12 protein-coding genes are annotated in these 15892 nt (G+C 62.8%); all 12 read left to right on the top strand.

Annotation, left to right across the window (positions count from 1 at the left end; genetic code table 11):
- Positions 1 to 139 precede the first annotated feature (139 nt).
- A complete protein-coding gene (locus AC1PPK_RS24350; RefSeq protein ID WP_481115557.1) occupies positions 140 to 559 on the top strand; it encodes an ArsR/SmtB family transcription factor in 420 nt (139 codons plus the stop codon).
- 250 nt (positions 560 to 809) lie between these two features.
- The gene (locus AC1PPK_RS24345) at positions 810 to 1385 is read left to right on the top strand and encodes an acyl carrier protein (RefSeq protein WP_481115556.1); all 576 of its coding nucleotides are present in this window, start codon (positions 810 to 812) and stop codon (positions 1383 to 1385) included.
- Entirely contained in the window at positions 1382 to 2665 is a 1284-nt protein-coding gene (locus tag AC1PPK_RS24340) for a beta-ketoacyl-[acyl-carrier-protein] synthase family protein (RefSeq protein ID WP_481115555.1), read from the top strand. Before AC1PPK_RS24345 ends, AC1PPK_RS24340 begins: the two co-directional genes overlap by 4 nt.
- Complete coding sequence (locus AC1PPK_RS24335) at positions 2662 to 3798, top strand: beta-ketoacyl synthase N-terminal-like domain-containing protein (protein WP_481115554.1); 1137 nt, start codon at positions 2662 to 2664, stop codon at positions 3796 to 3798. The genes AC1PPK_RS24340 and AC1PPK_RS24335 overlap by 4 nt, the downstream gene beginning before the upstream one ends.
- Complete coding sequence (locus AC1PPK_RS24330) at positions 3795 to 5072, top strand: beta-ketoacyl-[acyl-carrier-protein] synthase family protein (RefSeq protein WP_481115553.1); 1278 nt, start codon at positions 3795 to 3797, stop codon at positions 5070 to 5072. Before AC1PPK_RS24335 ends, AC1PPK_RS24330 begins: the two co-directional genes overlap by 4 nt.
- A complete protein-coding gene (locus AC1PPK_RS24325) occupies positions 5065 to 6354 on the top strand; it encodes a beta-ketoacyl synthase N-terminal-like domain-containing protein (protein WP_481115552.1) in 1290 nt (429 codons plus the stop codon). The genes AC1PPK_RS24330 and AC1PPK_RS24325 overlap by 8 nt, the downstream gene beginning before the upstream one ends.
- 19 nt (positions 6355 to 6373) lie before the next feature.
- A complete protein-coding gene (locus tag AC1PPK_RS24320; protein WP_481115551.1) occupies positions 6374 to 9253 on the top strand; it encodes an aminotransferase class III-fold pyridoxal phosphate-dependent enzyme in 2880 nt (959 codons plus the stop codon).
- 29 nt (positions 9254 to 9282) lie between these two features.
- Entirely contained in the window at positions 9283 to 10086 is an 804-nt protein-coding gene (locus tag AC1PPK_RS24315; protein WP_481115550.1) for an SDR family NAD(P)-dependent oxidoreductase, read from the top strand.
- A gap of 5 nt (positions 10087 to 10091) precedes the next feature.
- Positions 10092 to 10859: an SDR family NAD(P)-dependent oxidoreductase gene (locus AC1PPK_RS24310; protein WP_481115549.1), complete on the top strand. Its 768-nt coding sequence runs from the start codon at positions 10092 to 10094 to the stop codon at positions 10857 to 10859.
- Positions 10847 to 12103, top strand: coding sequence for a DUF1302 family protein (locus AC1PPK_RS24305; RefSeq protein WP_481115548.1), 1257 nt, complete (start codon positions 10847 to 10849; stop codon positions 12101 to 12103). Before AC1PPK_RS24310 ends, AC1PPK_RS24305 begins: the two co-directional genes overlap by 13 nt.
- A gap of 34 nt (positions 12104 to 12137) precedes the next feature.
- Positions 12138 to 12965: an outer membrane lipoprotein-sorting protein gene (locus AC1PPK_RS24300; RefSeq protein WP_481115547.1), complete on the top strand. Its 828-nt coding sequence runs from the start codon at positions 12138 to 12140 to the stop codon at positions 12963 to 12965.
- Positions 12940 to 15549: an efflux RND transporter permease subunit gene (locus tag AC1PPK_RS24295; RefSeq protein ID WP_481115546.1), complete on the top strand. Its 2610-nt coding sequence runs from the start codon at positions 12940 to 12942 to the stop codon at positions 15547 to 15549. Before AC1PPK_RS24300 ends, AC1PPK_RS24295 begins: the two co-directional genes overlap by 26 nt.
- Positions 15550 to 15892 lie beyond the last annotated feature (343 nt).

Genomic DNA, 15892 nt, shown 5'->3' with positions numbered 1-15892 from the left:
ACAAGTGTTTTCTTCCGCGCAATAGTGCCTTGTCGATGTTCAAACAGCTGGCTGATACTCAGTGCGGCCAAACTCCGGCTATGTTCGGGTACGCTTCCCGGCGCCCGCGGCTGGAGGATGTCGCCGTCGCACGCATTGAATGGAACAGCCAGTGGCTCAACGAGAAGAAGAAACCGATTCGCTCCCGTGCAAGGATGAGCGTCTTTTTGAAGCTATCGCGTCCTTGCAGGATGACCTGGACGCGGGCTTGTTCAAGGCGTTGTCCGATCCCACCCGCCTGCGCATCGTGTCCATCCTCGTGCAGTATGGGCGACTCAGTATTGCCGACATCACGGTTCATTGCCCCCAGGACCGCTCGGTCGTGTCGCGCCACTTGAAGCATCTGCGCGAGCAGGGAATCGTTACCCACGTGAAGGACGGGCGCTTTTCATATTACGAGCTGGATGGCTTCGAGATCATGCGTCGTCTCCAGCGGATTCTTGAGCAAATGCGGGTCCTCATGCGTTTCTGCTATCCGGAGGCGATGCGAGCCTTCGAGGCTGAAAGTGCCGCCAACTGAACTGGCTGAACAGTATTCCGCCTTGAGCCACATAGAACATCGGGTTATGTGGATTTCATGTTTACGAGTACGCCCTGCTTTCCCCAAATTCATGAATGAGGGATAAACGGCTTTCGAAGCCATTTGTCGAATAAGGCACAGTTTTTTTATGACAAATTAATTGTCGCGATCGGCTCGATTCTATATTATGCGTGCATTAGTGTGCACGCATGCATATGATAATTGAGATATCAATCTTCAGGAGCCGACCGTGAGCAACCCTTTTTCAGAAAGCGACTTGATCGCCGTCGTACAACGTACCTTGGTCAGCGTCCTTGGCTGCACCCCCGACGATGTGGCGGCTGACGTGGCGATTGCGAATGAGCTGGACGCCGATTCGCTGGACTTCGTAGAGCTGCGCTTCAATCTTGAGAAGCAACTGGGCATCGTCCTGCCTCAAAAGAGCGTGCTCGATCATTTGGTGGCTGTGCTCGGGGACGAGTCGCAGGTCTATGACAAAGGGCGGCTGACCGAACTGGCTGCCTATGCCCTGCGCGAAAGCTTCTTCGCTTATCGTGTCGATCAGGTCGCTGCCGGCATGCAGCCCTATGAGGTGATGGGCTGCGCGACGGTGCGCAACTGGGCCAATCTGTGCAAGGGCATCCTGGACGGGCTTCCCGAGCGTTGTCCCGACTGCGGTCATGACAAGGCGGAGGTCTCTCCGTCGGGCAGGCCGATCTGCGCTGCATGCAGCTCGCCCCTGAAGGCCCGTACGGGTGACGATGCGCTGGCGGCCTCGATTCCCGGGATTGTTTCCCGCTGGTCGGAGACCCGCGTCGCTGCGTGATCAAGGCCATGGAAGAGGTCGTCATCACGGGGGTGGGGGCTGTCTCGGCCGGTACGGTGGGGGCGGACAGCCTGTTCTGGACGCTGGCTGAGGGACGATCGCTGATTCGTTCCTGGTCCAAACTTTCGGCGCTCGGATTCGGTAATCCGAGCTGTGTATTCATCGACAACGAGACTTGGCAGGCGGTGGATGCGAGCCTGGGCCCGCTCGAGCCGGAATGGGGCCCGCAAACGCGCCTGGCGTTGTGTGCGGCCACCGAAGCGTGGCAGCGCGCCGGTTTGGGCGAACACCGCGTCGAACGGGGCGGCGTGTTCTTGGCGAGCAACAAGCACACGTTCGATGAGGTTCAGCTGCGTTCACTTGCCCCGCACATGAATTGGGAGCGGGAACGTCTGCAGCTGGATGATTTTCTGCGCTCCGGCGTGACCCGTCCGGAGGCGTATTTCCACAAGCAGCAGGATCAGGCCGCCCTGGCTCTGGCTCATCGATTCGGCCTGCAGGCCAGCTATGGGGCACATGGTGAGGCCTGCGCCGCCGGTGCCATGGCCATCGGGGCCGCCATGCAGTTCATCCGCGCCGGGCTTGTCAACGTCGCGCTGGCTGGCGCAGCCGAGACCATGTGCAATTTCATGCCCTTGGTGGCGTTTTCCGTCGTGGGGGCATTGGCCGACGGGGAGCACCTGAAAGGCGGGGCGATCAGTCGTCCCTTCGATGAAGCACGTTGTGGCTTCGTGATGGGAGAAGGCAGCGCCTTCTTGGTCCTCGAGTCTGCCAGCTATGCTGCACGACGGGGTGCCCAGCCCCTGGCCAGGGTACGCGGTTTCGCCGGTCTGCTGGAAGCCTGTCGCATCACCGCGAGCGCCGATGATGGTAGCGAGTATGCTAGATGCATGATTGAGGCGTTGCAGGATGCAGGGCTTGCGCCTGATGCGATCGATCATATCAACGCCCATGGGACTTCGACGCCCACCAACGACGCCTGTGAGGCTCTGGCCGTGAAGCAGGTCTTCGGCGACCGCATCGCGGAGATTCCCATCACGGCCAACAAGTCCGCGCTCGGCCACTCCCTTGCCAACAGCGGTGCGGTTGAGGCGGTCCTGGCGACGCTTAGCTTGCATAGACAAATGCTCTTGCCCACTCTGAACTATGAGCGCGCCTGCAGTCCGTGCGCGGGCCTCGATATCGTCACGTCCACCCGTAGTGCTCGAATCAAGAACGTACTCAGCAGTTCTTTCGGTTTTGGCGGTGCCAACGCTTGCCTCGTACTGGAGGCTGCATGAGCGGAGTCCGTACCGTCAAGCTGCATCTTCCCCAACTACATTGTGCAATGGGGGATGACTGGGAAAATGTCTGGGCTGCACTCGGCAGTCCTGCGGTTCCGGGACCTGCGCCCTGGCCGGACGAACTGGCCGCAGCTTCCGCGCACGTGGCCCGGGAGCCGGAACTGGCTCCTTATGGCGTGGATCGCAAGTTGGTCCGCACGATGGAGAAGCAGGCACGCATGGCGCTGGTCGGTGCAGGACGCCTGCTGGATGCCTGGCGTCCCGACTACCTTGCGGACAGGCCTGAAATGGGCCTGTTCATGGGCCTGCCCACCATCGACGAGCCGCTGCCGAGCCTTGCAGTGCTGGAGTCGTGGCATGCCGCCGGAGGGCGTGACGATTGGAATACCACGCTGATGCGTGAGACCCCGCCGTTCTCGGGCCTGAGCTTGCTGAACAGCTCGGCCTGCGCCCATATCGCGGCTACGTTCGGGTTGAACGGTCCCATGGCGGCGTACTCCCCCTTTGCCGACGCAGGGCTTTCCGCCGTGATCGATGGTGTCCACGCGGTCGCCGAGGCGGAGTGCTCCCACGCGGTGATTGGAGCCGTCAGTACCAAGCTCGATCCACTCCTGCCGCTCCAGCATGCCCACTGGGGAGGGCGAGTCGGAGGGCTGCGCATGCCGGGGGAGGCCTCGGCCTTTCTTCTGGCTTCTGCCAATGCGGCCCGGAACGACCCGGTGCTGCTGGGCTATGCACGGGGCTGTCATCCCCTGCGCGACGATCATGGGGACATGCTTGCGGATCTGATTGCGCAGACTCTCGAGATGGGGCGTTGCGCTCGTACAGACGTAGGCTGGGTCCTGAGCAATCAGCCGTGGCAGGCTGCTCACAAGGAAGGTCTGCATCGTGCGCTCTTTGCCTTTGCTCCTCTGCATCTTCCCATCGAGGCCCGTTTTGGCTACGTCGGTCCGGCTGCAGCCACCCTTGCGGTGGGTCTCGTGCTGGAGGGGATGCGCCGGCAGCGTCGCTGGCTGACACAGGGGGCGCGCTGGGAAGCGCTCCCCATGGATGCGTCCTGCGCGCTGCTCGTCATGTACAGCCCGATGGGGCAGATCGCAGTCGCGCTGATAGGAAGGGATAGGTCGTGAAGAACAGGGAGCGAGTCGTCGTCACCGGGCTCGGTGCAGTCACGGGCCTGGGAATGGGCTGGAAATCCCTGTGGAGCGGTCTCTGCAACGGGCATTCGGCAATTCGCCCCTGGCAACCGGATGGGGGGGACGATTTTCCGGTGAAGTACGCGGCCCCCGTAGACATGGCGGATTTAGCCCAGCGTTATGGGCAGGCTGCGTGGTGGGAGGCCCCCATGGAGAAACGCACGCGTTTCGGATTGGCTGCCGCGCTTGAGGCTCTTGCCGATGCGGGCCTGGTGCCGGCTGAACTTCCCTTGCGGAGCGGTATCGCCATGGGTTCGGGGGTGCCCGAGCGGGATCCGGCAGACATGCACCTGGCTCTTGGGCCGAATGGTCCTGATTGGCGCCTGCTGCACCAGCGCGCAGCCGAATTGAATCCGAATAGCGGCTTGTTGAACAGCAACGACCATCTGAGCATGAGTCTGGCGCAAGTCCTGGGCATCAACGGGCCGAACCTCAATTTTTCGACCGCCTGTGCCGGGGCTACACACGCCATCGGGCATGGAATGCGCATGATTCGCCGGGGCGAGTGCGACCTGATGATCGTGGGCGGCGCGGACTCGGTCCTCAACCTGCCAACCATGATAGGTCTTCACTTGCTGGGGGCACCGTCCACGGCCGAGCGCTTCGGTGATCGCCTGTGCCGTCCGTTCGACCGGGATCGCAGCGGTTTTGTCGCCGCAGAAGGAGCAGGGGTGCTGATCCTCGAGCGTGAAGCCCATGCTCAGCGCCGTGGTGCACAGATTTACGCCGAGATAGCCGGCTTCGGCAGCGGGATGGATGCCTATCGCATCTCAGCCCCTCATCCGGAAGGTCTGGGGGCGCGACTTGCGATGCAGCGGGCCTTGCGTGATGCGAGGCTGGACCCGGCCGATGTCGGTCATATCAATGCGCACGGAACCTCGACGCCACTCAACGATCCTGCCGAAACGCTGGCGATCAGCACCACCTTTGCGAGCGGGGATCACTATCGGCGGCTGAGCGTGACGGCCAACAAGTCCATGCTGGGTCACCTGATTGCGGCGGCCGGAGCCCCCGAATGCATTGCCACGGTGCTCAGCGTCGCTGATGGCATCGTCCCTCCCACCCTGAATCTGGAGAACCCGGACCCTTCTTGCTACCTGGACTACGTTCCCGGAAGCGCGCGGAGGCAAGCCCTGCGTGCCGCCCTGTCCAACTCCTTCGGCTTCGGGGGGCTCAATGCCGTTATTGCAGTCAAGGCCTATGACTAGCTCTCTTCCTCCTGTACTACTCACGGGTGTCGGCGCGGTGCTCCCCAGCGGTCTGGGGCTGGATGCCGCCTGGAATTGCTGGCAGTCCGGCCGCAGCACGCTGGGGGCGTTTGTCAGTGATTGGATCGACTCGTACCTGATCGCAGGTTATGGCGCCGTGCCGCCGGAGGCACGGCAGGCGAGCAGGGACGCGGTGCCCTACAAGTTGCGGCGCTACGGGACCGAGCCCAGCTATTGGGCAGTGCATGCCGCCGAGCAGGCCATGGCGGCCAGCGGCATCGACTGGGCCGACTTTCCGGAGACGCGACGAGGGTTGTTTACGGGGCAGGGGGATTACACCAGTCCGAACATCATGTCTCTGCAACGGGCGCTGATCGCCATCGACCAAGGAGATGAGATCGACTTGTCGAGCCTGACGGCAGAGGCGCTTTACCGCCGTGGTGCCGATCCCTTCATGTCGATCAAGGGCTTGGCCAACAACGCGCTGGCCTTGATCAGCCTTACTCATCGGTTCCGTGGTCCGGGTGCTGCATTCGTGCAGAATGAAAGTGCCGGCATCGGAGCCCTGCAACAGGCCTTGTTCGCGCTGCACGCAGGCCAGTGCGACGTGGCCCTCGTGGTTGCCTGTGGCAGCTACATGGAACCCTTCACCCTCGCCGAGCTGTGGCGGCGCGGTCTTCTGCTGGAGCATGGCGCGGGGCGGGGGCTGGCGAGTTTCGACCGCGAGGCGGCGGGCACCATCCTTGCCGAAGGTGCGGTGGCCCTCCTGCTCGAGCGCCCTGCCAGTGCGGCAGCCCGGGGTGTCAGGTCCGGGGCCATGGTTCACGCCCCAGGCGGCTTTGCCGCTCCTCGGAATTGCCTGGAAAGCCTGGCTGACTGTGGCTTTGAAGAAGGCTACCGACAGGCGCTGGAAAGGCTTGGCGGCATACCCGGGAATGCACCGGAGTTGGTTGTCCTGGCCGATGGGCGGGGTGTTCCTGTTCTCGATGCCTTGGAGTGCCGCCAATTGGCTGCGGCTTTACCCGATGGTGTACCCATCTCTTCGCCACGCCCGCTGTTCGGCACGATCCCCGCTGCCGGAGCCTTGCTCGATGTGGCCCTGGCCGCGCGGGTCCTGGCAACAGGCAGCCTGCCGTCCGTTGCCGGGCTGGGCGCCCCGTTGGCGCCCCGGCTCGACTGGGTTGTCGGAGAGCCACGCCTGGCGGACTTCGGGCAGGTGCTCTGCCTCCAGCAGGGATTTTCCGGCTTTCATTCGGCCGTCCTCGTCTCCGATCAGGCTTAACTTCAGGATGTCTTCCTCCATGCACGACAGCTATGGCCGTTTCGTCAAACCCCGGCTCGCCGGTGTCCTGGAGGCCGTTGGCCTCGACCTGCATTACACCCGTGCCGAGGGCGACTGGCTTTACCATCACGATGCCGATGGTCGGGAGCGGCGAGTCCTCGACTTGCTGGGTGGCTATGGCGCCCTGCTGTTGGGACACAACCATCCCGTCATCGTGGCTGCAGCCAAGGATATGCTGGAACGCCAGGTCCCGGTGCATGCGCAGTTTTCCCTGCGAGGACGAAGTGGTGAGCTGGCCCGCCGGCTCGACCATATCGCGCGGCGTGAAACCGGGGACGATACGGGGTTTATCACCACCTTCGCCAACAGTGGCGCTGAAGCGGTGGAACTGGCCATCAAGCACGCCGAACTCGAGCGCATGCTGAAGCTGGAAGCCCTGCTGAACAGGATCACCCTCAACATCGAGACTGTCCGTGACGCCTTGCGCCGTGGTGAGATCCGGCTGGATCCGGGTCTCTACGAGTTCACCGACGTACGTGAGCAGGTCTTCGATGTGCGCAACTTCGACGATCTGATCGTTGCCCTGATCAATCACAACAGCATCCAGCTGGGCAAGCGGCCGGTCTTCCTCGCGCTGGAAAAGTCCTTCCATGGCAAATTGGCCGGCACGGTCCAGCTTACCTACAACAAGAACTTCCGTCGTGCCTTCCAGTATTTCGGGCTCAAGGTGCGTTTCGTCGGTATGGATGATGTGGCTGGCCTCGAGCGGATCGCACGGGACGAGTACCTGGAGCTGTTCGACCTGTGCATCAATGAAGGACAGGTCAAGCTGGTTCGTCAGCCGCTGCCGATCTTCACGGCTTTCCTGCTGGAGCCCATCCAGGGAGAAGGCGGTATCCGACCCGTCAGCCAGGATTTCGGCCGTGCCGTCCGCCGCTTCTGCAACCAGCAGGACTGCCCGTTGATCCTTGACGAGATCCAGAGCGGCATGGGACGCAGTGGCCGCTTCTTCGCTGGCAGCCACATCAATTTGCGCGGCGATTACTACACCCTTTCCAAGTCCCTGGGCGGTGGTCTCGCGAAGATCGCGGCGACGCTGATCCGGCGGGACCGTTATCAGGACGGTTTTGGTCTGATCCACAGCTCCACGTTTGCCGAGGACGATTTCTCGTCCGGTATTGCGCTGGCGGTTCTCGAGCTGCTTGAGGCGAACGATGGTGCACTTTACCGCCAGGCCGCCGAACGAGGGGCACGTCTGCGGGAAATGCTGGAGGACCTGCGGCGGCGCTATCCCGATGTGATTCGCGAGGTCCGCGGACAGGGCCTGCTGCTCGGTCTGGAGTTCCATGGGCAGGGCAGGGCGGACTCCCAGATCCTGCGCTCCACCGCCCATGCCGACTCACTCGGCTATTTCCTTGCAGGCTATCTGCTGCGGGTCGAGGGTATTCGCCTGGCGCCCACCGGCAGTGCCCCGGATGTGTTGCGCCTGGAACCGTCCTTGTACATCCAGGATGAATCCATCGAGCGGCTGCGGGGGGCGCTGGAGCGTGTTTGCCTGATCCTCCAGCGACAGGATGCATTGCACTTGGTCTTTCCCATCACGGATGCGGCTCGTCCCCTCCCGCGGGACGATATCCGTGACCATCGCCTGGTCGTCGCGCAATCCCGTCCGGCCAATTCGCCGCCCCATGCCGTCCGCAAGGTTGCGTTCATCAACCATCTGATCAGCCCCGGCTGGTTGAGGCAGGTGGACTCCTCGCTGGCCGAGCTGAGCGATGGCGAGTTGCGTCGCTTCGTGCAGAAGATGTCCGCCAGTCGCAAGAGTGCACCGTATCCGCCGGTGCGCATTGTCTCGACGCTGGGGCGGGCCGTGGATTTCATCCTTTATCCCTTGTGCGTGGATTCCGAGCAGATGGGCCGCTGGCTGCAGACAGGGCAGCTCGACGAAATTCGCAAGGACGTCGACGAGCGTGTACGTACCGCGCGTGAAGATGGCTGTGAGATCGCTGGCCTCGGCATGTACACCTCCATCGTCACCAACAATGGCACTGCGCTGTCCGTCCCGGAAATCGGCCTCACGACCGGCAACGCCCTGACCATCGCCATGTCCCTGGAGGCCATCCAGTGTGGCATGGAGCAGCAAGGCCTGGCATGGCGGAACGCCTTGCCAGCCGTCATCGGGGCCGCCGGCAATATTGCCTCCACGTATGCGGCCATGCTGGCGGAGCATGCTCCGGGGTTGCTGCTCGTCGGCAGCGCTCGGGATGGGGCGCAGGCCCGCTTGTTGCAGACCGTGTACAGCATCTATGACGCGGCCTGGCAGGCATTGAAGAACGGTCAGTATGGCCAACATGGTATCCATGCCCGCCTTGCGGAAGAGCCGTTCGTCGCGCAGTGGTTGCGTGATGGCGCACCAGCCCGGGCGCGGGGAAAGCAGATCCACCAGGCGCTTCTCGAACGGTATGGCCATGACCCTTTCCTGCGCCTCCATTCCAGCCTGGAGGCGGCCCGGGACTCGCGCATCGTGCTGTGCGCCGCCAACGCGCCGGAGCCATTCGTCGGCAGCGAGCACCTGACCCGTAACGCGTTGGTGTGCGACGTGGCCGTGCCCCATAACGTCCTGCCTTCGGTGCTGCGTGAGCGGCCAGACATTACCTACTTGCAGGGCGGCATCGTTGCCACGCCAGACGGCACGAGCTTGCATCCGGGAGCACGGGCCTTCCTCGGCGAAGGGCAGCTCTTTGCCTGCATGGCCGAGACGGCCGTGCTCGGACTGGCGGGGCACAGTGGCCATTATTCCCACGGTCCTGTCAGCCCGCAGCAGGTCAGGGAGATCGCCGCGCTCGCCCGGCTCCACGGTTTCCGCCTCGCCGACTTGAAACGCGGCAGCTCCCTTTGAACACCACCGTACGACGAGGACGTTTCGCCATGCCCGTTTCCGGCATTCAAGTCTCTAACAATGTCCTGGACGACCTGACTCCCCGCCAGCAGCTTGCCGGCCAGGTCGCCCTGGTGACCGGTGCCAGTCGCGGCATCGGCCGGGCTATTGCCCTGCGGCTGGCCGCCGAGGGCGCCCATGTGGTGCTCCATTACCGCAGTGATCCGGCGCTGGCTGAAGCCCTCGTCGCCGAAATCCGTGCACAGGGAGGCCAGGCCACGCATTACCAAGCCGACCTAGCGGCACCGGAAGGTGTGGATGCGCTGGCAGAAGCTTTCGGCCGTGACTTCGAGCAGCTGCACATCCTGGTCAACAACGCCGGTATCACCCGCGACAAGTTGCTCCTGATGATGGACGACGAGGACCTGCAACAGGTCATCGCCACCAACCTGTTGGCCCCGATGCGGATGCTGCGTGCGTTTGCCGGCATCATGCTGCGTCAGCGCTACGGTCGCATCGTCAATATCTCGTCGTCGGCCGCGAGCAAGCCGGGGCGCGGGCAATCGAACTATGCGGCGGCCAAGGGCGGGCTGGAGGCCTTTACCAAAGCCATGGCTGTGGAGTTGGCCCCGAAGGGCATTCTGGTGAATGCGGTCGCGCCGGGCGTGATCGAAACCGAGATGTCGGCGCAGATCCGGGCCCTGGGGGAAGGGGAGATCCTTTCTCGCCTGCTGCTCAAGCGTTATGCCACCCCCCTCGAAGTTGCCGACGCGGTGCTCTACCTGGCCAGTCCGCGCAACCGCTATGCCACTGGCGAGGTTCTGCATCTCGACGGTGGCTTGAAGATGGCTTGAAGCATATGCCGACTGAGACACGCCATGCGCTGATCACCGGCGCGGCTCTGGGGATTGGCGCGGCCGTCGCACGGCGCCTGGCGGACGATGGCTGGGTCCTGCTTCTTCTCGATCGCAACGGTGAAGCCCTGGAGGCACTGGCTGACGAATGCCGGAGTCGTGGCGCCACTGCCACGACCCTGTACGCCGAACTGGGCCTGGGCGAGCAGTGGATTCCCCCGCTGAAGGCTGCGCTCGATACGTTCGGACATCTGGATTTGCTGGTCAATAACGCTGGCGTTGCAGACGAGAACGATCCTGACGATGTTGCCGCGTGGCAGCGCGTGCTGGCCATCAATCTCGATGCGCCCTTTCGTCTGGGCGCTATCTGTCTGCCCTACCTTCCGGACGGCAGCCGGATCGTCAATATCGCTTCCGTCCTGGCCCGGGCCGGAAAGATCCGCAACACCGCCTATTGCGCGTCAAAGCACGGTCTGCTGGGTTACACCAAGGCACTGGCGCTTGATCTGGCGCTGCGGGGCATCACCGTCAATGCGATCCTGCCGGGATGGGTGGATACCCCGATGTTGCAGCGGGAACTCGGTGCCCAGGCCGCCGCTGTCGGCGCCCCCGTTGCTCAGGTGTTGCGCAACGCCCGTCGTCAGATCCCGCTGAAACGGTTCGTCCAGGTGGAGGAGGTGGCTAATCTGGTCCACTACTTGGCGAGCCCTGTCGCCGCCGGCATCACGGCCCAGGGTATCGTGGTGGACGGAGGCTACACGTGCGGCATGTAGCCAGCGCCGTGCTGCTGGCCGCGTTCCTGGGTGGCAGCCCCGGCGTTGTCCTGGCCCTCGACGGTTCCGTGGCAGCCATCTGGGGGAGAGGGCTGTCGCAGGGGCCCGACTTCGAGCGGGGCCTGCAATTGCAATTGCGCCACAGTGTCGAGTTTGACGATGCCTTCACCATCAAGGCGGAAGGGCGGTTGCGCCGTAACGAGGCGGCCTGTTCCGGTCGCCTGCAGCCCGACGGCTGTGATGCCTACCGGGAGAATTTCGACTGGCGCGAACTTTACGTCGCCCGGAGAGTCGGCGACTGGCAGATCTCCGCCGGCCTCCAGCAGGTAGTATGGGGAAGAGCGGATGCGCTGAGGGTTTTCGATCTGGTCAATCCGCTGGATCTGCGCGACTACGTCCTGCCCGATCTGAATGACTATCGCATCGCCGTTCCCATGCTGCGCGCGCTGGGGCCACTGGGCGAGTGGACTCTTGAGGCGCTCTACCTGCCCGGTTTCAGAGCGAATCGTTACGCAGCCGCCGGCTCGCCTTTCGATCTGGGTATCCGCCAACGCTTCGCTGCCGCCGGCATCGACATGCTGTCCGGGCGCCGGCCGGCACCGTCGCCCGGCAACGGCGAGCTGGGAGCCCTGCTGTCCACCACCCGTGGTGCACTGGATCTGAGTCTGCTGGCTTTCTCGACCTGGAACGACGACCCGGTGTATCGCTGGGACAGCACCGCCAGCGGTGCGCTCGCGGTGCGCCCCGAGTTTCGTCGCCAGCATATCTTCGGCGGCAGCGCGGCCTTGGCACTGGATGGTGGCTGGGTCCTGCGCGGCGAGGCTACCTGGTCGCCGGATGCACCCTACAGCCGTCAGCTTGGTGATGGCACGACCCGCGCAGGGACCTTCACCGGCTTGCTGGGGCTCGACTACAGCTGGCGTGACTGGATGTTCACGACCCAGCTTTCGGACCGCAGCGTCGCAGGGTGGCAGGCTGACTTCACGCCCCCCCGCCGGGCGTCCATCGCGACCCTTTCGGCCACCGGGACGAGTCTCTCGGGCCGCCTGTCCACCCGTTTTGCGCTGTCGTGGATGCCTCAGAACGGTGATGGCAGCTGGGTTCAGCTGCGCGGGAGCTACAAGCTGACCGATCTGTGGGTGGCAGAGGCCGAGATCGATCTGCTCGATGGTGGGCCGAACGGCTATTTCGGCCAGTTCCGCGAGCGGGACCGCCTTCTGCTCGGGCTGCGCCGCCTGTTCTGAACACCGCAATTTCCAATTCAACGAAGGAGAACGCATGAAGCTGGCGAGATTGTTGCTGAGCGCCGTATTGATGCCTTGCCTGGTGGCCGCAGCGCCAGCAACGGGGGCCTCTGTGGATGCGGAGAGCATTCTTTCGCGGGTGCGCGATCGCAACGACGGTGACGACGTGTACTCGGACCTGAAACTCGTCCTGATCGATGAGAAGGGCGGCACCCGTGTTCGCGAGTTGCTTTATCTGCAGCGCGACTATGGCAAGGATGAAAAGCTGACGCTTTATTTCACCGAGCCTTCCGATGTGAAGGGGGTGGCGTTCCAGAGCGTGACCTACGACGAGAAGCTCGGGAAGGACGACGACCAATGGATCTACCTGCCCGCCTTTCGACAGATCCGGCGGATTGCCTCTGCAGACAAGCGGGGCAGTTTCATGGGCAGCGAATATGCCTACATCGACATGGAGAAGCTGCGCGTGGGGGACTACAAGCAGAGGTTGGTCGGTGAAGAGGTCGTCCTGGGCCAGCCTTGCTGGGTGATCGAACGCCTCCCGGTGAGTGAGGAAGTGATCAACCGTACCGGTTACCACAAGACGGTGGTGTGGGTGGACAAGGCCCACGACGTGGTTCTCAAGCAGACGTACTACGACGCCAAGGGCGTCCAGTTCAAGGTCATGACGGCCAGAAGGCTGGAGAAGATCCAGGACGTGTGGACGGTAATGGAGAGCCATATGCAGGATCAGGTGAGCCGCAAGGCTTCCAGCCTCATTTTCAGCAACGTGCGCTACAACGTGAGTCTGGCGGACAAGCTGTTCCGCCAGGCCATCATGAAGACAGGAGTGAGCAATGCCGATCTACCTGCGCTTCGTTGAACGCTTTGCGCTCCCCATTCTTCTGGGGTTGCTGGGAATCACCCTATTCTTCGCCAGTCACTTGCCGGAGCTGACCGCCGACAGCAATCCCTACCTGTTGCCCGAGAGCCATCCCGCGCGCAAGACCATCCTCGACATGCGCAAGGAATTCACTGGGACCTTCGACGCGGCGCTGATCGGGATTCACAATCCGGCGGGGGTCTTCAACCGGGATACCCTGGACGCGGTCTATGACATGACGGCCGCGGCGCGCCGCATCATTCTGGCGACGGAGGACGATCGCCAGCGCCTCGAGGAACTCCGGGTGCGTTTCGGCAAGCAGTCGGAGGCTTGGGCGCGGGCCGTGGAGGAGGTATTGGCCGACGGGCTGACCCAGAACGACTATGCCGGGGCCGAAAAGCTCGTCTCCCTGGCCGAACCCCTGCCGCTGTCCCAGGCGGAGCGCGACTTCATCGCTTTCCTGCCGAGCCGCCTCAATCCGGTGAAGGAGCTGGCCGGCATGGCTGCCACCGAGAACATCGTTGCCCGCGACGGCGTGCTGGTGGTGCGCAACGCCATTCCGGACAAACGGACCGATCCGGAGATCATCCGGCGGGAAGTCATGGGCAACCGCATGATGGTGAAAGGGGTCGTGTCCGGTGACGAGACCGTCGCGCTGATTGCCGTCGAGCTGTATCTGAAGCAGGAGGACGCGGAAGGGCAGCTGCGAGCCTATGAGGCTTTCCGGAGCATCGTTGCCGACTATGAAAAGGCGCATCCGACTTACACCAAGGCCAACCAGACCTATATCGCCGGGGTGCCGATCTTCATCGCGGAGCAGAAGAAACTCATCGACCGGGACATGGAAACCCTTTTCCCCGTAGTGATCCTGGTGGTCCTGGTGATTCTCGTCCTGTTCTTCCGGCGCACGATGGGTGTATTCCTGCCGCTCGCCAACGTGGTGCTGGCCGCCGTCTGGACCCTCGGGCTGATGGCCATCAACCGCGCGCCGCTGGACCTCATCACCAGCGCCTTGCCGGTGTTCCTCGTCACCATATGCGGGGCCGATGCTATCCACATGATGAACGAGTACTACACCCAGCGTGCCGAGGGGCATCCGGTGAAGGAGGCCGTACGACGGGCAATGCGCGAGATGGTGTCGCCGGTGATCCTCACCACCTTGACCACCATGGCGGGCTTCCTGTTCTCGACTGCGACCAACATCTCCAGCATCCAGTCCTTCGGCATCTACATGGCCATCGGGCTCGTCTTCGCCCAGTTGATTGCGCTGCTGCTGGTGCCGGCCTGGATCAATCTCTTCGGCGAAGGTCGGCGCAAGGGCGCGCAGGACGCGGGCCGACCGGAGACCGTTCACCACGAGTGGCTTGGCAACGGCCTCGTTGCTGTCTTCCGTATGGTCATTGCCCATCGTGTGCGGTTTGGCGGTGTCTTTGCACTGATCCTGGTCCTGGCGGCTCATTCCGCCAGCCAGATCCACGTGGAGGATGCTGGTTCCAGCTATTTCGCGCCGAGCAACCCTTTCCGTCAGGCCGATGATTTCGTGAATACCCATGTGGCAGGTACCAGCCCGGGCTGGGTCTCCGTGTCCACAGGGCGTCCCGGCGGGGTGCTCAAGCTCGAAACCGTACGCTTCATCGAGGCGCTCGACGATTTTCTGGAGAGCCAGCCTAACGTCACTTATACCTACTCCCTGCCTAAGTACGTGAAGCGGATGAACCTGGTGCTGAACGACATGGACCCGGCCTACGATCGCCTGCCGAACGAGTGGGAGAACATCCGTAGCATCGATCCGGATACCGGAAAGGCCGTGGTCGATAAGGTGAGCGGTGACGAGTTGGTGGCCCAATCCGTCCTCATGTACGAGAACGGCGGCGGTTCGGACCTGACCAACGTGTTGAACAGCGACTTTTCGAAGGCTATCTCGATGTTCACCATGAACACCACACGAGCCTCCGAATACCAGCAACTGCTCAAGGCCCTCGACACGTGGCTGGCAAGCAATACGCCGGCTGGCGTGGAGGCCCGGATCGGCGGCAGCCCGGTGATCTGGACCGGTGTACTGCAGGAGATCGTCAAGGGGCAGCTGACCAGCTTCCTGCTGGCGCTGTCAGCCGTCACGCTGGTCCTGGTTCTGTGGCTCCGCTCGTTCAGCCAGGGAGTCCTTGCGGCACTGCCGCTGGCCACGACCATGGTGTGCTACTACGGTTTGATGACCGCGCTGGGGATCGATCTGAACATCGGCACTGCCATCATTTCCTTCCTGGTGGTCGGGATCGTGGATTATTCGGTGCACTACCTGCATCGCATCCAGTCGGCACGGGCCCAGGGGATGGATCTTGATACGGCGCTGCTGCACGCGATTCGCCACTCGGGGCGCTCCATCATCTTCAACGTATTGGTGTTTTCCCTCGGATTCCTGACGCTGTTGCTGTCGGAGTTCACCCCCATCGTCCATCTGGGGGCCCTGGTTGCCCTCGCGCTGTCGATCAGTGGCTGCCTGTCCCTGTTCCTCATCACGCTGCTGGCGCCGGTATTCCTGCGCGGCTCCAAGGCAAAGGTCGACGAGGCCATCAGCATGCAGTGACGTAATCCCTCATAGCCGTCCCTGCGCGCAGGCGCAGCCTGGCCCGGAGTCCCGCCTTCTGTTGCGGGCCTCCGGGCCTTTTAAATTTTCATGGTGTCCGCCATCCGGACGGTCCGGTCGTTCGATGTTGCGTTGCATTAATTCAACCGGAAAACGGACGGGTCATCCGCAAAGAAAACGGGATGAATTCCGTCTTGGTGATGGTGTTTTTGTTTTCTATTTAAAATTAATGACTTAATTTTTGTTTTCGTGTTGGCATGGCCCTTGCCATATCTCCTGCCGGAAAGTCCAGGTTCGCTTCCGGAAATGAAAACGCTCTTCCGAAGCGCGACAAATAAAAGCC

This window comes from Zoogloea sp. JDB1 (genome assembly GCF_056724025.1).
This window is presented reverse-complemented; position numbering and strand designations above follow the sequence as displayed.

Bases quoted from the DNA above. Each gene is read 5' to 3' on its own strand.
- AC1PPK_RS24315 (WP_481115550.1), top strand. From the start codon at position 9,283: ATGCCCGTTTCCGGCATTCAAGTCTCTAACAATGTCCTGGACGACCTG.
- AC1PPK_RS24335 (WP_481115554.1), top strand. From the start codon at position 2,662: ATGAGCGGAGTCCGTACCGTCAAGCTGCATCTTCCCCAACTACATTGT.
- AC1PPK_RS24320 (WP_481115551.1), top strand. From the start codon at position 6,374: ATGCACGACAGCTATGGCCGTTTCGTCAAACCCCGGCTCGCCGGTGTC.
- AC1PPK_RS24295 (WP_481115546.1), top strand. From the start codon at position 12,940: ATGCCGATCTACCTGCGCTTCGTTGAACGCTTTGCGCTCCCCATTCTT.
- AC1PPK_RS24350 (WP_481115557.1), top strand. From the start codon at position 140: ATGGAACAGCCAGTGGCTCAACGAGAAGAAGAAACCGATTCGCTCCCG.
- AC1PPK_RS24310 (WP_481115549.1), top strand. From the start codon at position 10,092: ATGCCGACTGAGACACGCCATGCGCTGATCACCGGCGCGGCTCTGGGG.
- AC1PPK_RS24300 (WP_481115547.1), top strand. From the start codon at position 12,138: ATGAAGCTGGCGAGATTGTTGCTGAGCGCCGTATTGATGCCTTGCCTG.
- AC1PPK_RS24325 (WP_481115552.1), top strand. From the start codon at position 5,065: ATGACTAGCTCTCTTCCTCCTGTACTACTCACGGGTGTCGGCGCGGTG.